A 17,519-nucleotide genomic window follows, 5' to 3' on the forward strand; every position below is an offset into this window, starting at 1 on the left:
AATGATTTTGTATCCGATAATCGTCACAAATTAATAAAAACTATGATGATGGTCAGAATTTTTTGACAAGTTTGTGATCCTGCCTCAACACTCTCTCGCAAACAACGCTCTGTTTCTCTAATTTTATGTGCCACAAAGCAAAAAAAGAGGTGAACCGAAGTCCACCTCTTGTGTGACACAATCAACTATGAATTAATATTTACTTGGTTAGCAATCTCGCTTCTAACTCACCAGCGTACTCAGGTTGCAGCGCAAGAGTACCCGGAGTTGTTTCACTGACGACAATTTCATTGTCAATAGTGAACGAAACAGACTGGCCACTAGTAAGGTCTGATGAATTACTTACGTGGGCAACATAGCTACCTGGTTCAATAATCCATTGGTTACTGGCTTCGTTAAAGCTCGCTAAAGTTTCAGCTGAAATATTGAATGTTAGTTCTTGTGATCCACCCACCGCAATTTCATCAGTTTTATCAAATGCTTTCAGTTCGATAGCAGGCTTCGCCAATTTACCATCTGGTGCAGAGACATAAACCTGTGCGACTTCTTTACCTGCGTAGCCACCAGTATTACGAACCGTCGTAGTAATCGTTACGCTACCATTCGCACCTTCAGAATTAAGCGTATTTGAAACCAGTGCTGAATTCGCAAAGTCAAATGTGGTGTATGACAAACCAAAACCAAACGGGTACGCAACGTCAACATCGAATGTTGAGTGGTAGCGGTAACCTACATAGATGTCATCGCTGTAATACTGGTTAAAGTCACGCGGGTCACCGTCAGCGGTTGCAAGCACCATATCAAGATTGTAATTCAGCTCAGGTACATCGTTAGGTCCAGCGTTGATCTGGTTGTCTTCAAACTTACCAGGGAATGAACCACCGTCTTCAGAGTAACTTGACACTGTATCCAGACCCATTGGGAAGGTTTGAGCCAGCTTACCACTTGGGTTCACTTCACCCGAGATGATATTTGCTACTGCTGTACCAGCGGCCTGACCCGGTAAGTAAGTGACTAAAATACCGTCAACTTCATCGCGCCATTCTGCAGTATCAATCGAGTTACCTACGTTCAGGATAACGACAACTTTCTTATCCAGAGCGTGGAACGCACTTGATACGCGAGTAATCAGTGAGCGTTCAACAGCATTCAGGTAGTAACCTTGAGACATTGGATTTTCAAGCTCATCTACGCGCTCTGGGTTATCGGAACCTTCCGCAGTAGTACGAGTGATGGTAATAACCGCAACATCACTGCTGTCAGCAGCTGCTGTAATTGACGCAGTGTCAATGTTCAGCTCACGACACACAGCAAAAGAACCCGCAGGGTTTGTTTCACCGGCTTGTGCGCCACCTTCACAGTATTTCTCTGCGTTAAAGTCTTCGTCATGCACCTCCATCGAGCCTTCTAGAGATGAAGATCTGTACGCGGCCAGGTACTGAGCATCCAGGTCAGAATTAAGCGTATATTTCGTTTTTAGACCTTCGTTAAAGCTCACGATATGCTCTGATTCAACCGAACCACTACCGCCACCGACTGGAAGTGTGCCGTACTGACCAATACCAAATGCAGCAATGTTAGAAGTTGTTGCTAGTGGTAATGCTGCAGCATTTTTTAGCATTACAATGCCTTCTTCAGCGGCCTGTAGAGCAACTTCCGCATGAGCAGCCAAATCAGGTGTTCTGGAGAAGTTATAACCAAGAGCACTTGGTGTTTTCAGAACCTGTTTTAACGTTCTGACAATATTTCTGTCTAGTACTTCATCAGTAAGTTCGCCGTTCGCGTAAGCCGCTTCGATGTATGGGAACCAATCATCACTACCACCGAAACGCCATTGGCCGCCTGGTTCGATAACATCAACACCCGCTTCTAGCATCGCAACAGGATCCCAACCAGACCACCAGTCACTCATCGTTAGACCTTCAAAGCCCCACTCATTACGAGCAATCGTGCTCATAATGTCGTAACGCTCACCAACGTTCTCACCGTTAACTGAGTTGTACGATGACATTACAGCCCACGGTTGTGCATGCTGAATGGTATATTTGAAGCCACGCATATAAATTTCGCGCAACGCACGTGGTGTAATGACAGTGTTTGATGTGCGGCGATTCGTCTCAGAGTTATTCGCGACATAGTGTTTGATAGTGGTACCAATACCATGGCTTTGTGCACCATTAACAATAGCCGCACCCATCACACCACTGATTAAAGGATCTTCTGAGAAGTATTCGAAGTTTCGACCAGCTAGAGGGTGACGTTGAATGTTCATACCCGGAGCTAACCAGATATCTACACCGTATTCTTTACCTTCTTCACCAGCAGCATCTCCTACGCTTTCAACTAAGTCAGCGTTCCAGGTTGAAGCAAGTACAGTCGCTGACGGAAAGTTGGTCGCATAATAAGTATTAGGATCGCCATCCACTGTTGCTGTAATACGAATACCTGCAGGGCCATCCATCAACTTAGTTGCCGGAATATCTACGCCTGTTTCATCATTTTTAACGCCGTTAATGTAACCAACGGTACCAGATACTGCTACTTCTGGGTTTAGGTTTATTGGCGTAGAGAAAAAACCAGGGCCAATGACCATGTGTAGTTTTTCATCTGACGTCAATTTAGACACGATCTCTTGAGCCTGAGCTTCAAGAGCATCATTACTGGTATCCGTTACTCTGTCTGTATCGCTGTCATTACAACCCGCAAGGAGTGTGGCTGCAACCATCACTGATACAATACTTAATTTGGTATTTAACATCCCGTTTGCTCCTTTGTATTCACGTCATACCCAAGCAACTTCAAGATGCAAATTCGGAGCGTTATCACGTACACCAATTTGGGGGGAAATGATGCAGAGATAGAGACAATTTATTCAAAGTCGTTCACTCATAACCAAGCATCTTGTCGTTGCCTTGGGTTTAATCAAATACTATTGAGTTTTTGGGCGACATACTTTGACATTCGGTGCGCAGTTTTTGCCTTTCGGAGTAGGAGTAAAAAGTGTGAACTCGATACTATTCTTCAGGTTCTCGACGCTTATGAGAGCAGGCAGTAGTTGAGGGGGCGGCGTTAACACCAATGGGTACATTAAATCAACAAGTAGCTGTTTGCGCGACGACACAACAACATCATTTGTTTTAAATCTGAATGTTGGTAACCACTTCCGTTTTCACTGAGTTCGCAATAAAACAATTTTCATGCGCCATATGGTGCATCTTTTCTAGCTGTTCATACGTTGGCTGTTTTTCACCAATAAACACAATTTTAGGATTCAGTACGACACGTGATACCCACTCTTTGCCATTATCTCCTTGTGTTAACTCGCCTTCCGCTTCATCAATATAGCTATCAATGACGTAACGGCGTTTTGCCGCTATCGATAAGAAGACCAACATATGACAACTGGAAAGCGCCGCGACAAATGCTTCCTCTGGGTCTACATTTTCTTCCATAGATAGCGGCAGTGGCACGACATGCGGCGACGGTGAAGCAGGAACCAGAACCCCGCCATCAAATTCCCACGTATGCGCGCGACTGTACTGGTTATCGCTGAAAACTTCGTTTATTTGGCGCTGCCACTTAATTAATGCGGTGTGCATACTCATGTCAAACTTCCTGGCTGTCTTGCTACTCGTAGATTTAAGTGAAAAATACATCGACACTCTATGAGACGATCAATGAAAAAATATCTAATTAAAATAACCCATTAGACGATCGAACCAAGTTATCTCACCGTAGGCAATCAGATCATAGATGGTGAAAAATATTAAACAAATGATAGCCAGTTTGGCTAAGCGATAGAGAATAAACATCGTCAGTTCCTGTGTTTTTTTGGACAGTTTACTTCCCCCCTTCGCTAATTAGAAACTCAGAAGAACATAAGCTATCTTTTTTTCGTTTCCAAACATTTGAAGCAATACGGACAAACCACGTTGTCAGGAGACTTTTTGTTTGAATATCTATGCTATCGGCAATTTTTCGGATTTATGCAACAACATTCTATAAATATTTCGCCTATTCAATCTTAACAACTTGAACTTGCATCAAAAAAATATAGTATTGGATGTCATACAATTTCACAAAACTTATACCCATAACCAATTTTTAATGCAAACGTTTCGTTTATCTAACTTCAACCTACGCTATAAAACGGCCTTGTACTTCTCATTTGGTTTGCTTGGAATGGTACTAAGTTGTTTGTTTATAAGTCGCTACTTTTTCCTGTATAGCATCGATCAATTAGAGAACATGGAAATTGACCATGCGAACCAGCAAGCACTTGCGGTGGTTGATTTGATGGTATCCCAACAGACAACAAACTCTTATGACTGGTCATATTGGGATGAAACTTACGACCTTTTCCTAGCCAACCCCGACATTGCAGGTTATACCGAGCGAAACCTCTATGTAGAAACTCTCAATTCGTTGAATCTGGACATGATGTCATTTGTCACTCTTGCAGGCCAAGAGTTGCTCTCCCTGACTCGAGAAGATTCAGCCGAAAAGTCCTCTGCACTAACAGCTAATATGGTACATCACCCTCAGATTCAACAATATATCTCGTCGATGAACCAAAAACCGGATGCTCTTCGAACCCATCTATCCGGGCTATTAAAAATCGATCAAACCATCTGGGGGCTAAGTTTAACACCGGTAAAAAACAGTGAAGGCAATAGCTCGTCCAATGGCTGGTTATTGTGGGGCAGGAATTTGACAAAGCGCTTTCCAGGCGATTTTGCTTCGATATTATCTGCACAAAATTCATTAACTCCCCTATTAGCTCAACAGCCAGAATACGTTCAGACGCGCGAAATTCACAAATCGTCAGTTACTATTACCAAATCTGCCCCACTCAACGATCTGGGAGGCTCCCCTATTGCCTGGGTAGAGACGGAAATGAAACGTGAGTACTACTCCAAAAGTAATACTCTGTTTCTCTATCTGTTCGTAACTGTCGGTATTGTGGCATCAATAATCGCAGCAGCAACGTTTGTCATTTTCAAGAACAAAGTGGCGACACGATTTAATAACTTCGCAGACGATATGCACAAAATCGCGTCTGAATATAAGCTTGAAGGGGTTCAGTCGATTAGTGCTGATGAGCTTGAACTCGCATCTAAATTGGTACGCAAACTTTCTGACAATACATCCATGACGCAATCGCAGTTAAAGGATTCAATGCATAACTTTAGCGCGTTATATCATAGCTCTTCGCTGGGCATGCTTTTTGTTATCGAGCAAGAAATCGTAGATGCTAACCCGCGGGTTTTAGAAATACTCAATCACCAAAAGTCGGAGTTGATTAATCGCCCGCTATATTCCCTGTGTTTCCATGACGCCAGCGAATCACGACTCGAAGAGATGCTGATTGAGTTACAAAATGGCAGAACACTGTTTGAAGCGCAACTTCTCGATGGTCAAGGCTATACGATTGACTGCCTCATTGAAGCCGCGTTCATTCAGCACCATGGACAACGTGCGATCATGCTGTTAATTCAGGACATTCGGGAAACCAAACAACAAGCGGAGATGATCCAACATTTAACCGATTTCGACCCAATATCTGGGTTCTGTAATCGCCCAGCCATCGTAGAAGCGCTTGATAAGTTAGTCAAAACACAACCCAACCGGTTTTCGTTCATTTTCCTAAAAAGTAAGCAACTCAAACAAATTGCTGAAGTATACGGGCACCATGTATTCGACGAAGCCGTAGTACACATTTCTAAGCTGCTGCGTGATGCGTTGGGGCAATATAAAATTGGCCGTATCAGTGAATATGAATTTGTCATATTAATTCCTGATGGCACACACCATCTTGATGTGATTGATTCCACCAACCATTTGTTAAATCAACTTTCCTATAAGACTGTATTTTCTGACATTACCGTATCTCTCAACAGCAAAGCCGTGATGATGGATCCTAAAATCACCCATCAGCCAGCCGAACATCTTTTAATGGCCGCCCGTCATTCAGCGCAATCACTGAGCGGGCGCCAGATCCGTGAGGTATTCGTTACTGGTGAAGCACAGTCTGAACAAGCAGAAACTTTGAAGGTAATTAATCGAGACTTAGAAGCAGCAATACATCAAGACAACATCATTCCTTACTTCCAACCCATCGTTGACGCGAAAACAGAAGAAGTGATTGGCTTTGAGTCACTTGCTCGCTGGAAACATCCTGACCTTGGCATGATTCCACCTGATGTATTCATACCAATGGCTGAACAAGGAAAACTGATTATTGAGCTTGGGGAATCCATCCTCAAACAATCTTGCGCATTAATTGGCCCACTCAATTCCATTCGCCATACAAAAGGATTACCGCAGCTGTCGGTCCACATTAACCTGAGCGCCCGTCATTTTTATCACTCAAGACTCATCTCTTATCTCACGATGTTAATTAAGGAGTATCAAGTCTCTGCCGAGAGCATCGTTCTTGAAATCACCGAAAGTATACTAATGGGTGGAGAAGCGGACTCCATTAACTGCATCAACGAGATTAAGAGTCTGGGCGTTCAACTCGCTTTGGACGACTTTGGCACCGGCTATTCTTCATTCAGCAGCATCTGTAACTTCCCGCTGGATATTGTCAAATTAGATAAGTCCTATGTCGATGAAATTGAATACAATGATCGTGCGAAAACCCTTGTTCGTAACATTGTAGGGATGTCCCAAGAGCTAGGGTTGACTATTGTTGCTGAAGGAGTAGAAACGGCAAGTCAGGTTCAGAAGTTAAAAACATGGAACATCAATCACTTACAAGGGTTCTATTTCTACAGACCGATGCCTATGGATGAAGTACTAGACAAATTCTCAGCTCATCAGGTCAGATAGTTACCATTAAGCAGGTAAAGATGCGTTGACTGCCTGCTTTAATAACTCTGTCGCTCATTCAGTCGTTAGTACTACTAATCTCACCAAGGAGCACATGCCGCGGTTACTTGCGTATATACTTTAAACAAGCTTTTCAATAAGTCCTGTCATTTTACGAGGAGGACTGTATGAAACGAATACGTATATGGCTATTACCGCTGATCATGTTTGCCAGTCAGGCATTGGCAAATACGATATGGATTGTACCCGTCAATGGCCCCATCGGCCCCGCCATAAGCGACTACCTCTCCAGAGAAATTGAACAAGCTCAGCTTGAAGGTGTCAGTTTAGTCATTTTAAAGATGGACACCCCGGGCGGTCTCGATAGTTCAATGAGGGACATCATCCATGCAATTACAACCTCTCCCACTCCTGTCGCTACCTGGGTTGGCCCATCGGGTTCCAGAGCAGCTAGTGCTGGTACGTATATTTTGTTAGCCAGTCACATCGCTGCAATGGCAGAGGCGACTAACCTTGGCGCAGCAACCCCTGTTGCATTAGGTGGCGGTGCTCCGGGATCACCTTCCTCTGGCGACGAACAAGACAGCGAAGCCAAAGATACACAGCAAGACTCCGATAAAAGCTCTGAAAAAGTACCGGCAAAAACAGCGATGGAGAAAAAAGTCATCAATGACGCGAAAGCCTACATAAAAGGCTTAGCTAAACTGCATGACAGAAACGCAGAATGGGCAGAAACAGCCGTCAGCGAAGCGGCCAGTCTAGACGCACAAGAAGCGTTGAAGCTTAATGTCATTGACTATATTGCTAATTCCCCCGAAGAACTGGTTCAGATAATTAATGGCAAAACCGTCAAAATCAACAACCAAAATGTGACTTTGTCACTAGAGAATCCAGTTTGGGTCGAACGAGTGCCTGACTGGCGTGCAGAGATGTTAGCTGTGATCACCAACCCTAACGTCGCTTACATTCTTATTCTGATTGGTATCTATGGATTGCTTTTAGAGTTCTATAACCCTGGCGTGGGCTTACCCGGGGTATTAGGTGGAATCTGCTTGTTACTCGCCATGTATGCCTTGCAGATGATGCCTGTCAATTACGCGGGTTTAGGGCTGTTGTTATTGGGTATTGCATTGATGATCGCCGAGGCGTTTAGTCCTAGTTTCGGTGTTTTGGGTTTAGGCGGCGTGGTCGCATTTGTTCTTGGATCGATATTTCTCATGGACAGCGACCTACCCGGCTTTCAAGTCGCATTACCTTTAATTTTTGGTCTTTCCATTTTTTCAGTTGTATTGATTTTGTTGACCATAGGCATGTTACTAAAAATTCGCCATCGGCGTGTAACCACGGGACTGGAAACCTATCCCGGTAAGCACGCCATCGTATGTGACGATTTTGTTGATGGTGAAGGTCGAGTGCAAATGGATGGAGCATTATGGACAGCCAAATCAGAAGTAAGCCAAAGGCTCAAAGATGGTGACCAAGTTACCGTTGTCAATATTAAAGGGCTAACCTTAACGGTGAAACCCAGTGACCGCCCTGACGAATAGGAGGCGAATATGATGCTCTACACTGTTTCTGTCGTCCTGGTGCTATTGTTCGCACTAGCGACACAAGTGTTCAAAGTTCTGCGAGAGTATGAAAGAGGCGTTGTGTACTTTTTGGGTCGATTTCAAGAAGTAAAAGGCCCGGGGCTGATCATTTTGATCCCCTTCATCCAACAAATGGTGCGCGTAGATTTGCGAACCATAGTACTAGACGTACCGACGCAAGACCTTATTACCAAAGATAACGTTTCTGTACAGGTGAATGCGGTGGTGTATTTTCGTGTGGTTGACCCGCAAATGGCCATCAACAACATCGAGAGCTACAGCGAAGCAACCAGTCAGTTAGCGCAAACCACCCTGCGTTCGGTATTAGGTCAGCATGAGTTGGATGAGCTTTTATCTGAGCGCGAGCGACTAAATAAGGATCTACAATCCATTCTCGATCAACAAACCGATGACTGGGGAATTAAAATATCCACGGTTGAAGTGAAACACGTCGACCTGAATGAAAGCATGGTACGCGCGCTTGCTCGTCAGGCAGAAGCAGAGCGTAACCGTCGAGCCAAAGTGATTCATGCAACGGGTGAATTAGAAGCGTCTAGCAAGTTAAAAGAAGCGGCACAGATGCTCAATGAAGCCCCAAATGCCTTGCAATTACGTTACATGCAGACACTGACTGAAATCACGACGGATAAAACATCGACGATTATTTTCCCAATGCCAATCAACTTAGTCGAGGCGGTGCAAGATATTGCGAAGGCGGTAAACAAAGATAAAGAAGAGAAAGATCAATCATCTTAAACACTGATAGAACGTAATAAGTTCAGCTCAATAAAAGAGCCGCATTTCAAGCGGCTCTTTCCGATACTAACCTCGTTTAACTCAAGCCACCTTTTTAGAACGGAAGTTGCCAAGTAGCGCATCGTATAACTCGTTATCACTCAACACACCGACTAACTGGTTATTTTCAACCATCAGAAGCGGCTGATGACTTCGCTGTTTAAGCTCAATAGCTTCACGCATGGTAATATCCGGGCTAACCTGGACCAACGTGTTTTCGTTTATGTCATCAAGATTTGATGATTCGCTGTCCCAAAGAACCAACAACTTATTGGTATCGATCAATCTTAACCCTTTTGCCTCTTGTGTTACCCAAATCTCTCTATCAGAACAGATAAGAACACGCTCATCTACACGTACCAAAGCGTCACTAGATTGCATCAGAGATCGACCTTTAAGTACATTTAGAGGGTTAGTGTGTGCGACAAAGTCCGCCACATAGTCATTCTCTGGCGTCAGAACGATTTGCTCTGGTTTACCATGCTGGATTAGCTTACCCGATTCCATGATTGCGATATTATTGCCAATTTTAAGCGCTTCATCCAAATCATGACTCACGAATAAAATCGTCTTATTCAGCTTCTCTTGCAAAACAATCAGTTCATCTTGAAGCTGAGCTCGAATCAATGGATCAAGCGCTGAAAATGGCTCATCCATTAACAGAATATCAGTGTCCATCGCAAACGCGCGGGCTAAACCTACTCGCTGTTGCATACCGCCAGAAAGCTCATGGGGAAATTTGTTCGCCCATTCAGATAAGCCGACCATCTCTAGCTGTTTGCACGCTTTATCCCGGCGCTCTGCTTTACCGATACCTTTCATTTCCAGGCCAAATGCAACGTTATCCAATACCGTCAACCATGGCATTAAAGCGAACTTCTGAAACACCATCGAAACGCGGTGTGTCCGTAAGTGGCGTAACGTCTGTTCATCACAGTTCGCCAGATCCACCATATCGTCACCGTCTTTGATTTTTAGTGAGCCTCGGGAAATGTCGTTTAGCCCATTTACCGTACGAAGCAAGCTTGATTTACCAGAGCCTGACAGGCCCATTAGGACACAAATTTCGCCTCTTTTTACCTTCAAAGAGACATTATTTACACCAACGACCTGACCAATTTCGTCAATAATCTCTTGTCGTGATTTACCTTTGTCCAGCAATGCCAGTGCTTGATCTTGTTTCTGACCAAAAACCACATCAAGGTTCTCAATAGTAATTGCGTCCATGATTATGCTTCCTTCTGATTTGGTGCTTTACATAAGCGATCAAGGATAATAGCGACTAAAACAATCGCTAAGCCAGCTTCAAAACCTTGAGAAATGTTCACGGTGTTCAGCGCACGTACAACAGGTTTACCTAAACCGTCCGCCCCTACTAACGCCGAAATTACCACCATAGAAAGTGACAACATAATGCATTGTGTTACGCCTGCCATGATGCTTGGAAGTGCAGCTGGTAACTCCACCTTAAACAGTAATTTCATGCGGCTCGCGCCAAATGCTTTGCCCGCTTCCAGCAGTTCTTCCGGTACTTTGATAATCCCCAGATAAGTTAAGCGAATCGGCGCTGCGATGGCGAAAATAATAGTTGAGATAAGGCCTGGGACAATACCTAAACCAAACAGTACCAGTGTCGGAATCAGATAGACAAACGTTGGTACGGTTTGCATCAAGTCCAGAATCGGTCTCAGTATTGTATATAGCCAAGGACGATGTGCCGCCATAATGCCTAAAGGCACACCAATTAATACTGAAATCGTTGTCGCCGCGAATACAAGCACAAAAGTTTCCAGCATCTCCTGCCAATATCCAAGGTTCAGAATCGCCAATAACGCCAGAACGATGAATACGACAAGCGGAATACTACGATGAAGGAACCACGCGAGCGCTGCCGTAATAATGATCGGTGCCGCTGGTGGCATCCATTTAAATATATCCACCACAAACATAATTATGGTTTCAAGTGTAAAAGAAATCGTATCAAAGAAACCAGATGCGTTAACCGTTAACCAGTCAACAGCGGTTTCCATCCACATCCCTAATGGTAGTTTGTTGTCCACAATAATACTCACGATAAACCCCTTGTGTTAATGAAGAGGGCTTCCCAGCCCGAATGGAAGGACCGAGTTAAGCGTTAGTTTTTAAGTAAGTCGAAATCGCAGTTTGTGCATCTTGGCCATCAACAGTTTTCACATCTTTCAGCCAGGCTTTAATTGTATTTTGATTTGCGTTTAACCAGGCTTGTGCCGCTTTAGAAGGGTCTTGTTTTTGGTTGAGAATTGCGTCCATTAACTCGTTTTCCATTTCTAAGTTGAACGCTAGGTTCTTAACCAACTGACCGACATTCGGGCATTCAGAAAGGTAGTCCTTTCGTACGTTTGTGTAGACGTTTGCACCACCGTAATTTGGACCAAAGAACTCATCGCCGCCAGAAAGGTATTCCATTTCAACGTTGTTGTTCATCGGGTGCGGAGCCCAACCCAGGTACACAATCCACTGGTTACGACGCACTGCGCGTGACACTTGTGACACCATGCCAGCCTCACTCGATTCAACCAAGCTAAAATCTTTTAGCCCAAATGCATTACCATCAATCATGGATTGAATGATACGGTTGCCATCGTTTCCCGGTTCGATACCGTAAATACGGCCGTTAAATTTGTCGGCATGTTTTACGATATCCGCAAAGCTCTTTACACCAGCATCGTAAACGTATTTTGGTACGGCTAACGTGTATTTGGCCCCCACAAGGTTCGCTTTCACTGATTCGACAGTGCCAGCTTCACGGTATTTAGCGATATCGCCTTCCATCGTTGGCATCCAGTTACCCAGGAAAATATCAATGTCACCATTCGCCATGGACGAGTAGGTTACTGGAACAGACAGCATATCTGTTTTGGTTTTGTACCCTAATCCTTTGAGTAATTCTGAAGTTACAGCAGTTGTTGCGGTAATATCGCTCCAGCCAACATCAGCAAATCGAACGGTTTCACACTGGTTTGCGTAAGCACCGGTAGCTAAGGTACTCAACGCGATAGATGAAAATAATTTTGTGATCTTAGACATGTTTAGTTCCTTGTAATGATTACTGACTTTTTATAGTTGTTTGCATTATGATATTGAATTTAAATCTCTTTTCGGTCGATTCGTTCGTTGCTGATCTTGCCAGTTAGGAGCAATCCAAACAGGCGTGTTAGGTGATTTTTCCAGCGCGTGGCCCAAGATCATATCCGCAGCGCGTTCGGCAACCATGATGGTTGGCGCATTCAAGTTACCGTTTGGAATGGTTGGGAAAATAGATGAATCCACAACACGTAATCCTTGGATGCCACGTACCTGACACTGCTCATTCAGAACGGCTAACGGGTCATCGTCCGCACCCATTTTGCAGCTACACGATGGATGGTAAGCACTCTCAACGTTTTGCTTTACCCACTCGTCGATTTGCTCGTCAGTGGTGATATTAAGCCCTGGCTGGATCTCTTCGCCACGGAACTCATCCATCGCTGGTTGATTTAAAATTTCACGTGTCAGACGAATACAATCACGCCAGTCCTGCTTGTCTTGTTCGGTTGATATGTAGTTGAATTCGATCTTAGGTTTGTCATTTGGATTCGAAGACACCACCTCGACTGAACCACGACTTTCTGGCTTATTAGGTCCAACGTGAACCTGGAAACCATGCCCGTCGAATGCCGCCTGACCGTCATAACGCATCGCAGCTGGTAAGAAGTGGTATTGAATATTCGGCCACTTCAATCCTTCACGCGAACGAATAAACGCGCACGATTCAAAATGGTTCGTCGCCCCGAGGCCTTTACGGGTTAGAATCCACTCAGTACCAATTAACCCTTTGCTAACCAGCCCTAACTTACCATTCAGTGTGATTGGCTGTTTACAATGATACTGGAAGTACACTTCCAGATGGTCTTGCAGGTTTTTACCCACGCCTTCCAATGCATGTTTTACCTCGATACCTGCTTTTTCCAGCACATCTTTAGGACCAATACCGGAAAGTTGCAGCAGCTGTACCGAACCAATTGAACCCGCACTAGAAATCACTTCACTGTTTGCAAAACACTGCTTAACAGAACCTGATTGCTCGAATTCAACGCCGACCGCTTTCTTGCCTTCTAGTAAAACGCGGTGGACGGTGACTCGCTTCATTAACGTGAAGTTTTTACGCTTTTTAGTGCGGCTTAAGTACGCATTAGAGGTTGAAGCACGTACGCCTTTATCAACCGTCATATGCATCGGGCCAAAGCCTTCTTGCTGGTAACCGTTGTAATCGCCAGTCTCTGGGTAACCGGCATCTTTACCAGCTTCGATAAACGCTTCGTATAGCGGGTTAAGCTTCATGTCATTACCGTTGCAGGTACCAACAGGGCCATTATCGCCACGGTACTCGTCCGCGCCACCAACCCAAGATTCCGCTTTACGGAAGTAAGGTAAACACGCCTGATAGTTCCAGCCTTTCGCACCCTCTTCTTCCCACTGGTCGAAGTCGCAAGCATGACCACGTACGTAAACCATACCGTTAATAGATGAGCTACCGCCAAGAACTTTCCCGCGAGGACAGTGCAGTTGGCGTCCATCAAGGCCGTCTTCTTTCACGGTCTCGAATTGCCAAGCGTATTTTTCGGTGTTCATCGGGTAAGAGAGCGCTGTCGGCATTTGGATAAAAATACTCTTATCTGTGCCGCCCGCTTCTAGCAATAAAACAGAGTGCTGACCACTTTCACTCAAGCGATCCGCTAAAACACAGCCGGCCGAACCCGCACCGACGATAATATAATCGTAGCGTTGTTGCATTTTGATTCTCCTGGAAGGTTTAAGCGTAAGGGCTTTCGAAGTCGCTCAGTTGAACCAGTACACTCTTAGTTTGCGTGTAGTGCTTCAGTGTTTCGACGCCGTTTTCGCGGCCAATACCTGATTGCTTGTAACCGCCCACTGGCATTTCTGCCGGAGAATCACCCCAGGCATTAACCCAGCAGATACCCGCCTGAATCTTATGAATAACGCGATGTGCACGAGAGAGGTTCTGCGTGAAGACACCCGCTGCCAGACCATACTCCGTATCGTTCGCACGCTCGATAACCTCAGCTTCATCACTGAACTTAAGCACAGACATAACAGGACCAAAGATCTCTTGCTGTACGTGACTCATGCTATCGTCACAGTCGATAAATACCGTCGGAGCGACGAAGTTACCGTTAGCAAGGCCATTTTCCGTAACTTTGTAACCACCAGTCAGCAAAGTCGCGCCGCTTGCTTTCGCTTCTTCAATTGCAGACAACACTTTGCCTTCGTGCTCTTTTGAAATTAGAGCGCCAATTTGCGTGTTTTCATCAAGGGGATCACCGACAACCAGCAGTTCAGTACGAGTTTTAAGCTGCGCCACGAATTCGTCGTAAATGGATTCATGAACAAATACGCGGGTACCGTTGGTGCATACTTCACCTTGAGTGTAAAAGTTTGCAACCATGGCAGCCGATACTGCATCGTTCAGTTTTGCATCTTCGAATACGATCAGTGGTGACTTACCACCCAGTTCCATAGTGACTTGCTTAAGTGTTTTCGCGCTGTCACCCATAACGACTTTGCCTGTACCGCACTCGCCAGTGAACGAGACTTTTGCAATATCCGGATGCGCCGTTAGCATTTGGCCAACACGGTAATCACCCTGCACAACATTAAATACACCGTCAGGCATGCCCGCTTCTGAGTAAATTTCAGCCAGTTTAAGTGCTGTTAGCGGCGTTTCTTCCGATGGTTTGAAAATCATTGCGTTACCAGCAGCAAGCGCCGGTGCGGATTTCCACATTGCGATTTGAATTGGGTAGTTCCAAGCACCGATACCCGCACAAATGCCTAAAGGTTCACGGCGTGTGTAGAAAAATTGGTTTTCGTTTAGCGGTTGTTGTTCGCCCTGTAAGCTAGGCGCTAAGCCCGCATAGTATTCCAGTACATCAGCACCTGTCGTAATATCAACAGCGTTTGCTTCTTGGATTGGCTTACCTGTATCCGCTACTTCTAGTGCGGCTAATTCGTCATTGCGTTCGCGTAGAATCGCAACGGCTTTGTTAAGAATACGGCTACGTTCGATTGCCGTCATTGCAGACCATACTTCAAAGCCGCGTTTTGCAGACTCAACCGCCGCTTCCATATCATGCTGATTTGCTTGTTTAACATTGGCTAACGGCTCACCATTAGCCGGATTGTATGTGGTGAAATGCTCTTCAGAGCTTCCGGTGTACATTGCACCGTCGATGTAATGTGTTTTCATTTCCATTTTGAAGACCTGTGACTTTTAAATTTTTTGTGAGTAGTACGTTAGCTGCTTTTCGAGATAGTCGTTGATGATGACTCTTGCTTTTTCTGCATCGATGCCTTGCGGGTTGAGCGTTCCGCGTAGCCATATTCCATCAATGAGTGACGCAATCCCGTGAGCAACCAATTCCGCTTGCTCTGCACTTAATAGTGCTTTTAATTCTCTTCTTAGATGGGACAAAAGACGTCGTTCGTTTACACGTTGCAGACGCTTTAGCTGTTCGTCATGCATCGAATAAGACCAGAAGGCTAGCCATGTCTTGGCCACTTTATTTTCAGCCTGAAAGCCGACAAAGTTACCGTCAATAATGGCATTGATACGTTGATGATGAGCGTCAGCCGGCAGCTCACGAAGCTTTTTCGTGATCGTGAATGAAAGCTGGCGAAGGATCTCGCGCATCGTTTCTTCCAATAACCCGTGCTTACCACCAAAGTAATGATTGATGATACCCGTTGATACGCCAGCTTCTTTGCTGATCAACGAGATACTCGCTGCATGTAAGCCCACCCTATCAATCACTGACATTGTCGCTTTCACCAGCTGTGGCTTCCTGATTTCAGGCATTCCCACCTTCGGCATTTCATCCCCTTTCATTTTTAATTGAACGGTTAGTTAAATATAAAATGCCTGAATTTTAGTTCGATCTCAAACTATTTTTTGTAGATTCATCCGAAGAATGTTGGAAATTTGCGCTTTGAGACACAGAGATGACGTGTTGAAAATGACTCATTAAAAGGCGATACACAGCTTAACTAAAGAAAATTAATCTTTATTTTTCAATATATTATAGACATAAAATTATTATCTTTGTGTTTTTTAATTTTCGGGTAGATTAATTTTCAAATTTATCAACACAAAAAATTTACATCGTACACTAATGATTACACCGATACTGTTCTGTTTGCACAAACATTGCCCACGCCATGTGGTAACAGTCTCATAACATTATAATTTTCATTTGCACAATTATTGGTCGCTATGAAATAGGATTTTACATACCCAATAACGGCGATTCAAAAGTGTGATCCGCACACAGTTTTAGAAAACACACTTAAAAAGAGGTAAAGAGAAACGGGAAAGATAAATTGGCATGTAACGTAAAACAGATAGAGAGGCTCAATCTGGTTTTATACAACTGCCATCAATGAGGAAATTTGATATTGGCTAACAATACAACGAACATTGTTAGCCTTGTGAGTGAGGTTACATTCGCATACCGCCATCAACTTCTAATACCCTTCCGGTCACGAACTCGTTAGTTAATACATATTTCACGGTCGCGGAGATTTCATCAGCAAGTCCCAAGCGGCCGACAGGAATCATCTTGATTAGCCTATCCATTGCTTCCGGTTTAATCTGATCCGTCATCGCCGTTTTGATTACGCCCGGCGCGATCGCAACAGAGCGAATACCAAATCGTCCTAATTCCTTCGCCCACACCGTCGCCATTGTCGCCACTGCTGCTTTGGAGGCAGAGTAGTTGGTTTGACCAATATTACCGGCACGCGCGACGCTCGATATATTGATAAGTACGCCTTTACTGTCAGTATTGAGCATGACTTTGCTGGCTTCTCGCCCACATAGGAAGGTGCCTGTAACATTAACATTCATAACCGACTGGAACTGCTCCAGAGACATTGGCGTGATCTGACCGTCTTTCACTTTAATGAACATACCATCACGCATGATGCCAGCGTTGTTAATCACGCCATTGAGCTGCTTAAAGTCCGCTTCAATTTGCTCAAAGGCAGCACAAACCTGTTGTTCGTTTGTCACGTTCGTCACATAAACTCGGGCATTAACGCCCAGAGATTCACACTCTGCCTGTGTATCCCTCAATTGTTCCAAATTGAGATCGATTAACGCGAGATTCACTCCGCTTTCTGCCAGCGATAATGCCATCTGTTTGCCAAGCCCCTGCCCAGCACCTGTAATCGCAACAACCTTATTTGCTAACTCCATAAGCGCTC

Annotated in this window: 12 protein-coding genes; 3 read left to right on the forward strand and 9 right to left on the reverse strand. The window is 44.6% G+C overall.

Annotation, left to right across the window (positions count from 1 at the left end):
- Positions 1 to 199 precede the first annotated feature (199 nt).
- Positions 200 to 2,758: a glycoside hydrolase family 3 C-terminal domain-containing protein gene (locus ACWYU8_RS06900; RefSeq protein ID WP_457518307.1), complete on the reverse strand. Its 2,559-nt coding sequence runs from the start codon at positions 2,756 to 2,758 to the stop codon at positions 200 to 202.
- A gap of 379 nt (positions 2,759 to 3,137) precedes the next feature.
- Positions 3,138 to 3,605, reverse strand: coding sequence for an OsmC family protein (locus ACWYU8_RS06905; RefSeq protein WP_457518309.1), 468 nt, complete (start codon positions 3,603 to 3,605; stop codon positions 3,138 to 3,140).
- A 502-nt stretch (positions 3,606 to 4,107) separates the two neighbouring features.
- On the opposite strand from ACWYU8_RS06905, the gene ACWYU8_RS06910 reads away from it, so the two are divergent.
- From ACWYU8_RS06910 to ACWYU8_RS06920, 3 genes are all read left to right on the forward strand, one after another.
- The gene (locus ACWYU8_RS06910; protein ID WP_457518311.1) at positions 4,108 to 6,834 is read left to right on the forward strand and encodes a bifunctional diguanylate cyclase/phosphodiesterase; all 2,727 of its coding nucleotides are present in this window, start codon (positions 4,108 to 4,110) and stop codon (positions 6,832 to 6,834) included.
- A gap of 167 nt (positions 6,835 to 7,001) precedes the next feature.
- Positions 7,002 to 8,381: an NfeD family protein gene (locus ACWYU8_RS06915; RefSeq protein WP_457518312.1), complete on the forward strand. Its 1,380-nt coding sequence runs from the start codon at positions 7,002 to 7,004 to the stop codon at positions 8,379 to 8,381.
- Between the two features lie 9 nt (positions 8,382 to 8,390).
- Entirely contained in the window at positions 8,391 to 9,179 is a 789-nt protein-coding gene (locus tag ACWYU8_RS06920; RefSeq protein ID WP_457518314.1) for a slipin family protein, read from the forward strand.
- A gap of 81 nt (positions 9,180 to 9,260) precedes the next feature.
- Here ACWYU8_RS06920 and choV read toward each other — a convergent pair whose 3' ends face one another.
- The 7 genes from choV to ACWYU8_RS06955 form a co-directional block, all read right to left on the reverse strand.
- Entirely contained in the window at positions 9,261 to 10,445 is a 1,185-nt protein-coding gene (gene choV / locus ACWYU8_RS06925; protein ID WP_457518315.1) for a choline ABC transporter ATP-binding protein, read from the reverse strand.
- A 2-nt stretch (positions 10,446 to 10,447) separates the two neighbouring features.
- Positions 10,448 to 11,290, reverse strand: coding sequence for a choline ABC transporter permease subunit (gene choW / locus ACWYU8_RS06930; protein WP_457518317.1), 843 nt, complete (start codon positions 11,288 to 11,290; stop codon positions 10,448 to 10,450).
- Between the two features lie 55 nt (positions 11,291 to 11,345).
- The gene (locus ACWYU8_RS06935) at positions 11,346 to 12,284 is read right to left on the reverse strand and encodes a choline ABC transporter substrate-binding protein (protein ID WP_457518319.1); all 939 of its coding nucleotides are present in this window, start codon (positions 12,282 to 12,284) and stop codon (positions 11,346 to 11,348) included.
- Between the two features lie 45 nt (positions 12,285 to 12,329).
- On the reverse strand, positions 12,330 to 14,030 hold the full coding sequence (betA, locus tag ACWYU8_RS06940) for a choline dehydrogenase (protein ID WP_457518320.1): 1,701 nt from the start codon (positions 14,028 to 14,030) through the stop codon (positions 12,330 to 12,332).
- A gap of 19 nt (positions 14,031 to 14,049) precedes the next feature.
- Entirely contained in the window at positions 14,050 to 15,510 is a 1,461-nt protein-coding gene (gene betB, locus ACWYU8_RS06945) for a betaine-aldehyde dehydrogenase (RefSeq protein ID WP_020333793.1), read from the reverse strand.
- 18 nt (positions 15,511 to 15,528) lie between these two features.
- Positions 15,529 to 16,128, reverse strand: coding sequence for a transcriptional regulator BetI (betI, locus tag ACWYU8_RS06950; protein ID WP_014233980.1), 600 nt, complete (start codon positions 16,126 to 16,128; stop codon positions 15,529 to 15,531).
- A gap of 624 nt (positions 16,129 to 16,752) precedes the next feature.
- A complete protein-coding gene (locus ACWYU8_RS06955) occupies positions 16,753 to 17,511 on the reverse strand; it encodes an SDR family oxidoreductase (protein ID WP_457518322.1) in 759 nt (252 codons plus the stop codon).
- Positions 17,512 to 17,519 lie beyond the last annotated feature (8 nt).

The sequence above is a fragment of the Vibrio limimangrovi genome (genome assembly GCF_054064025.1).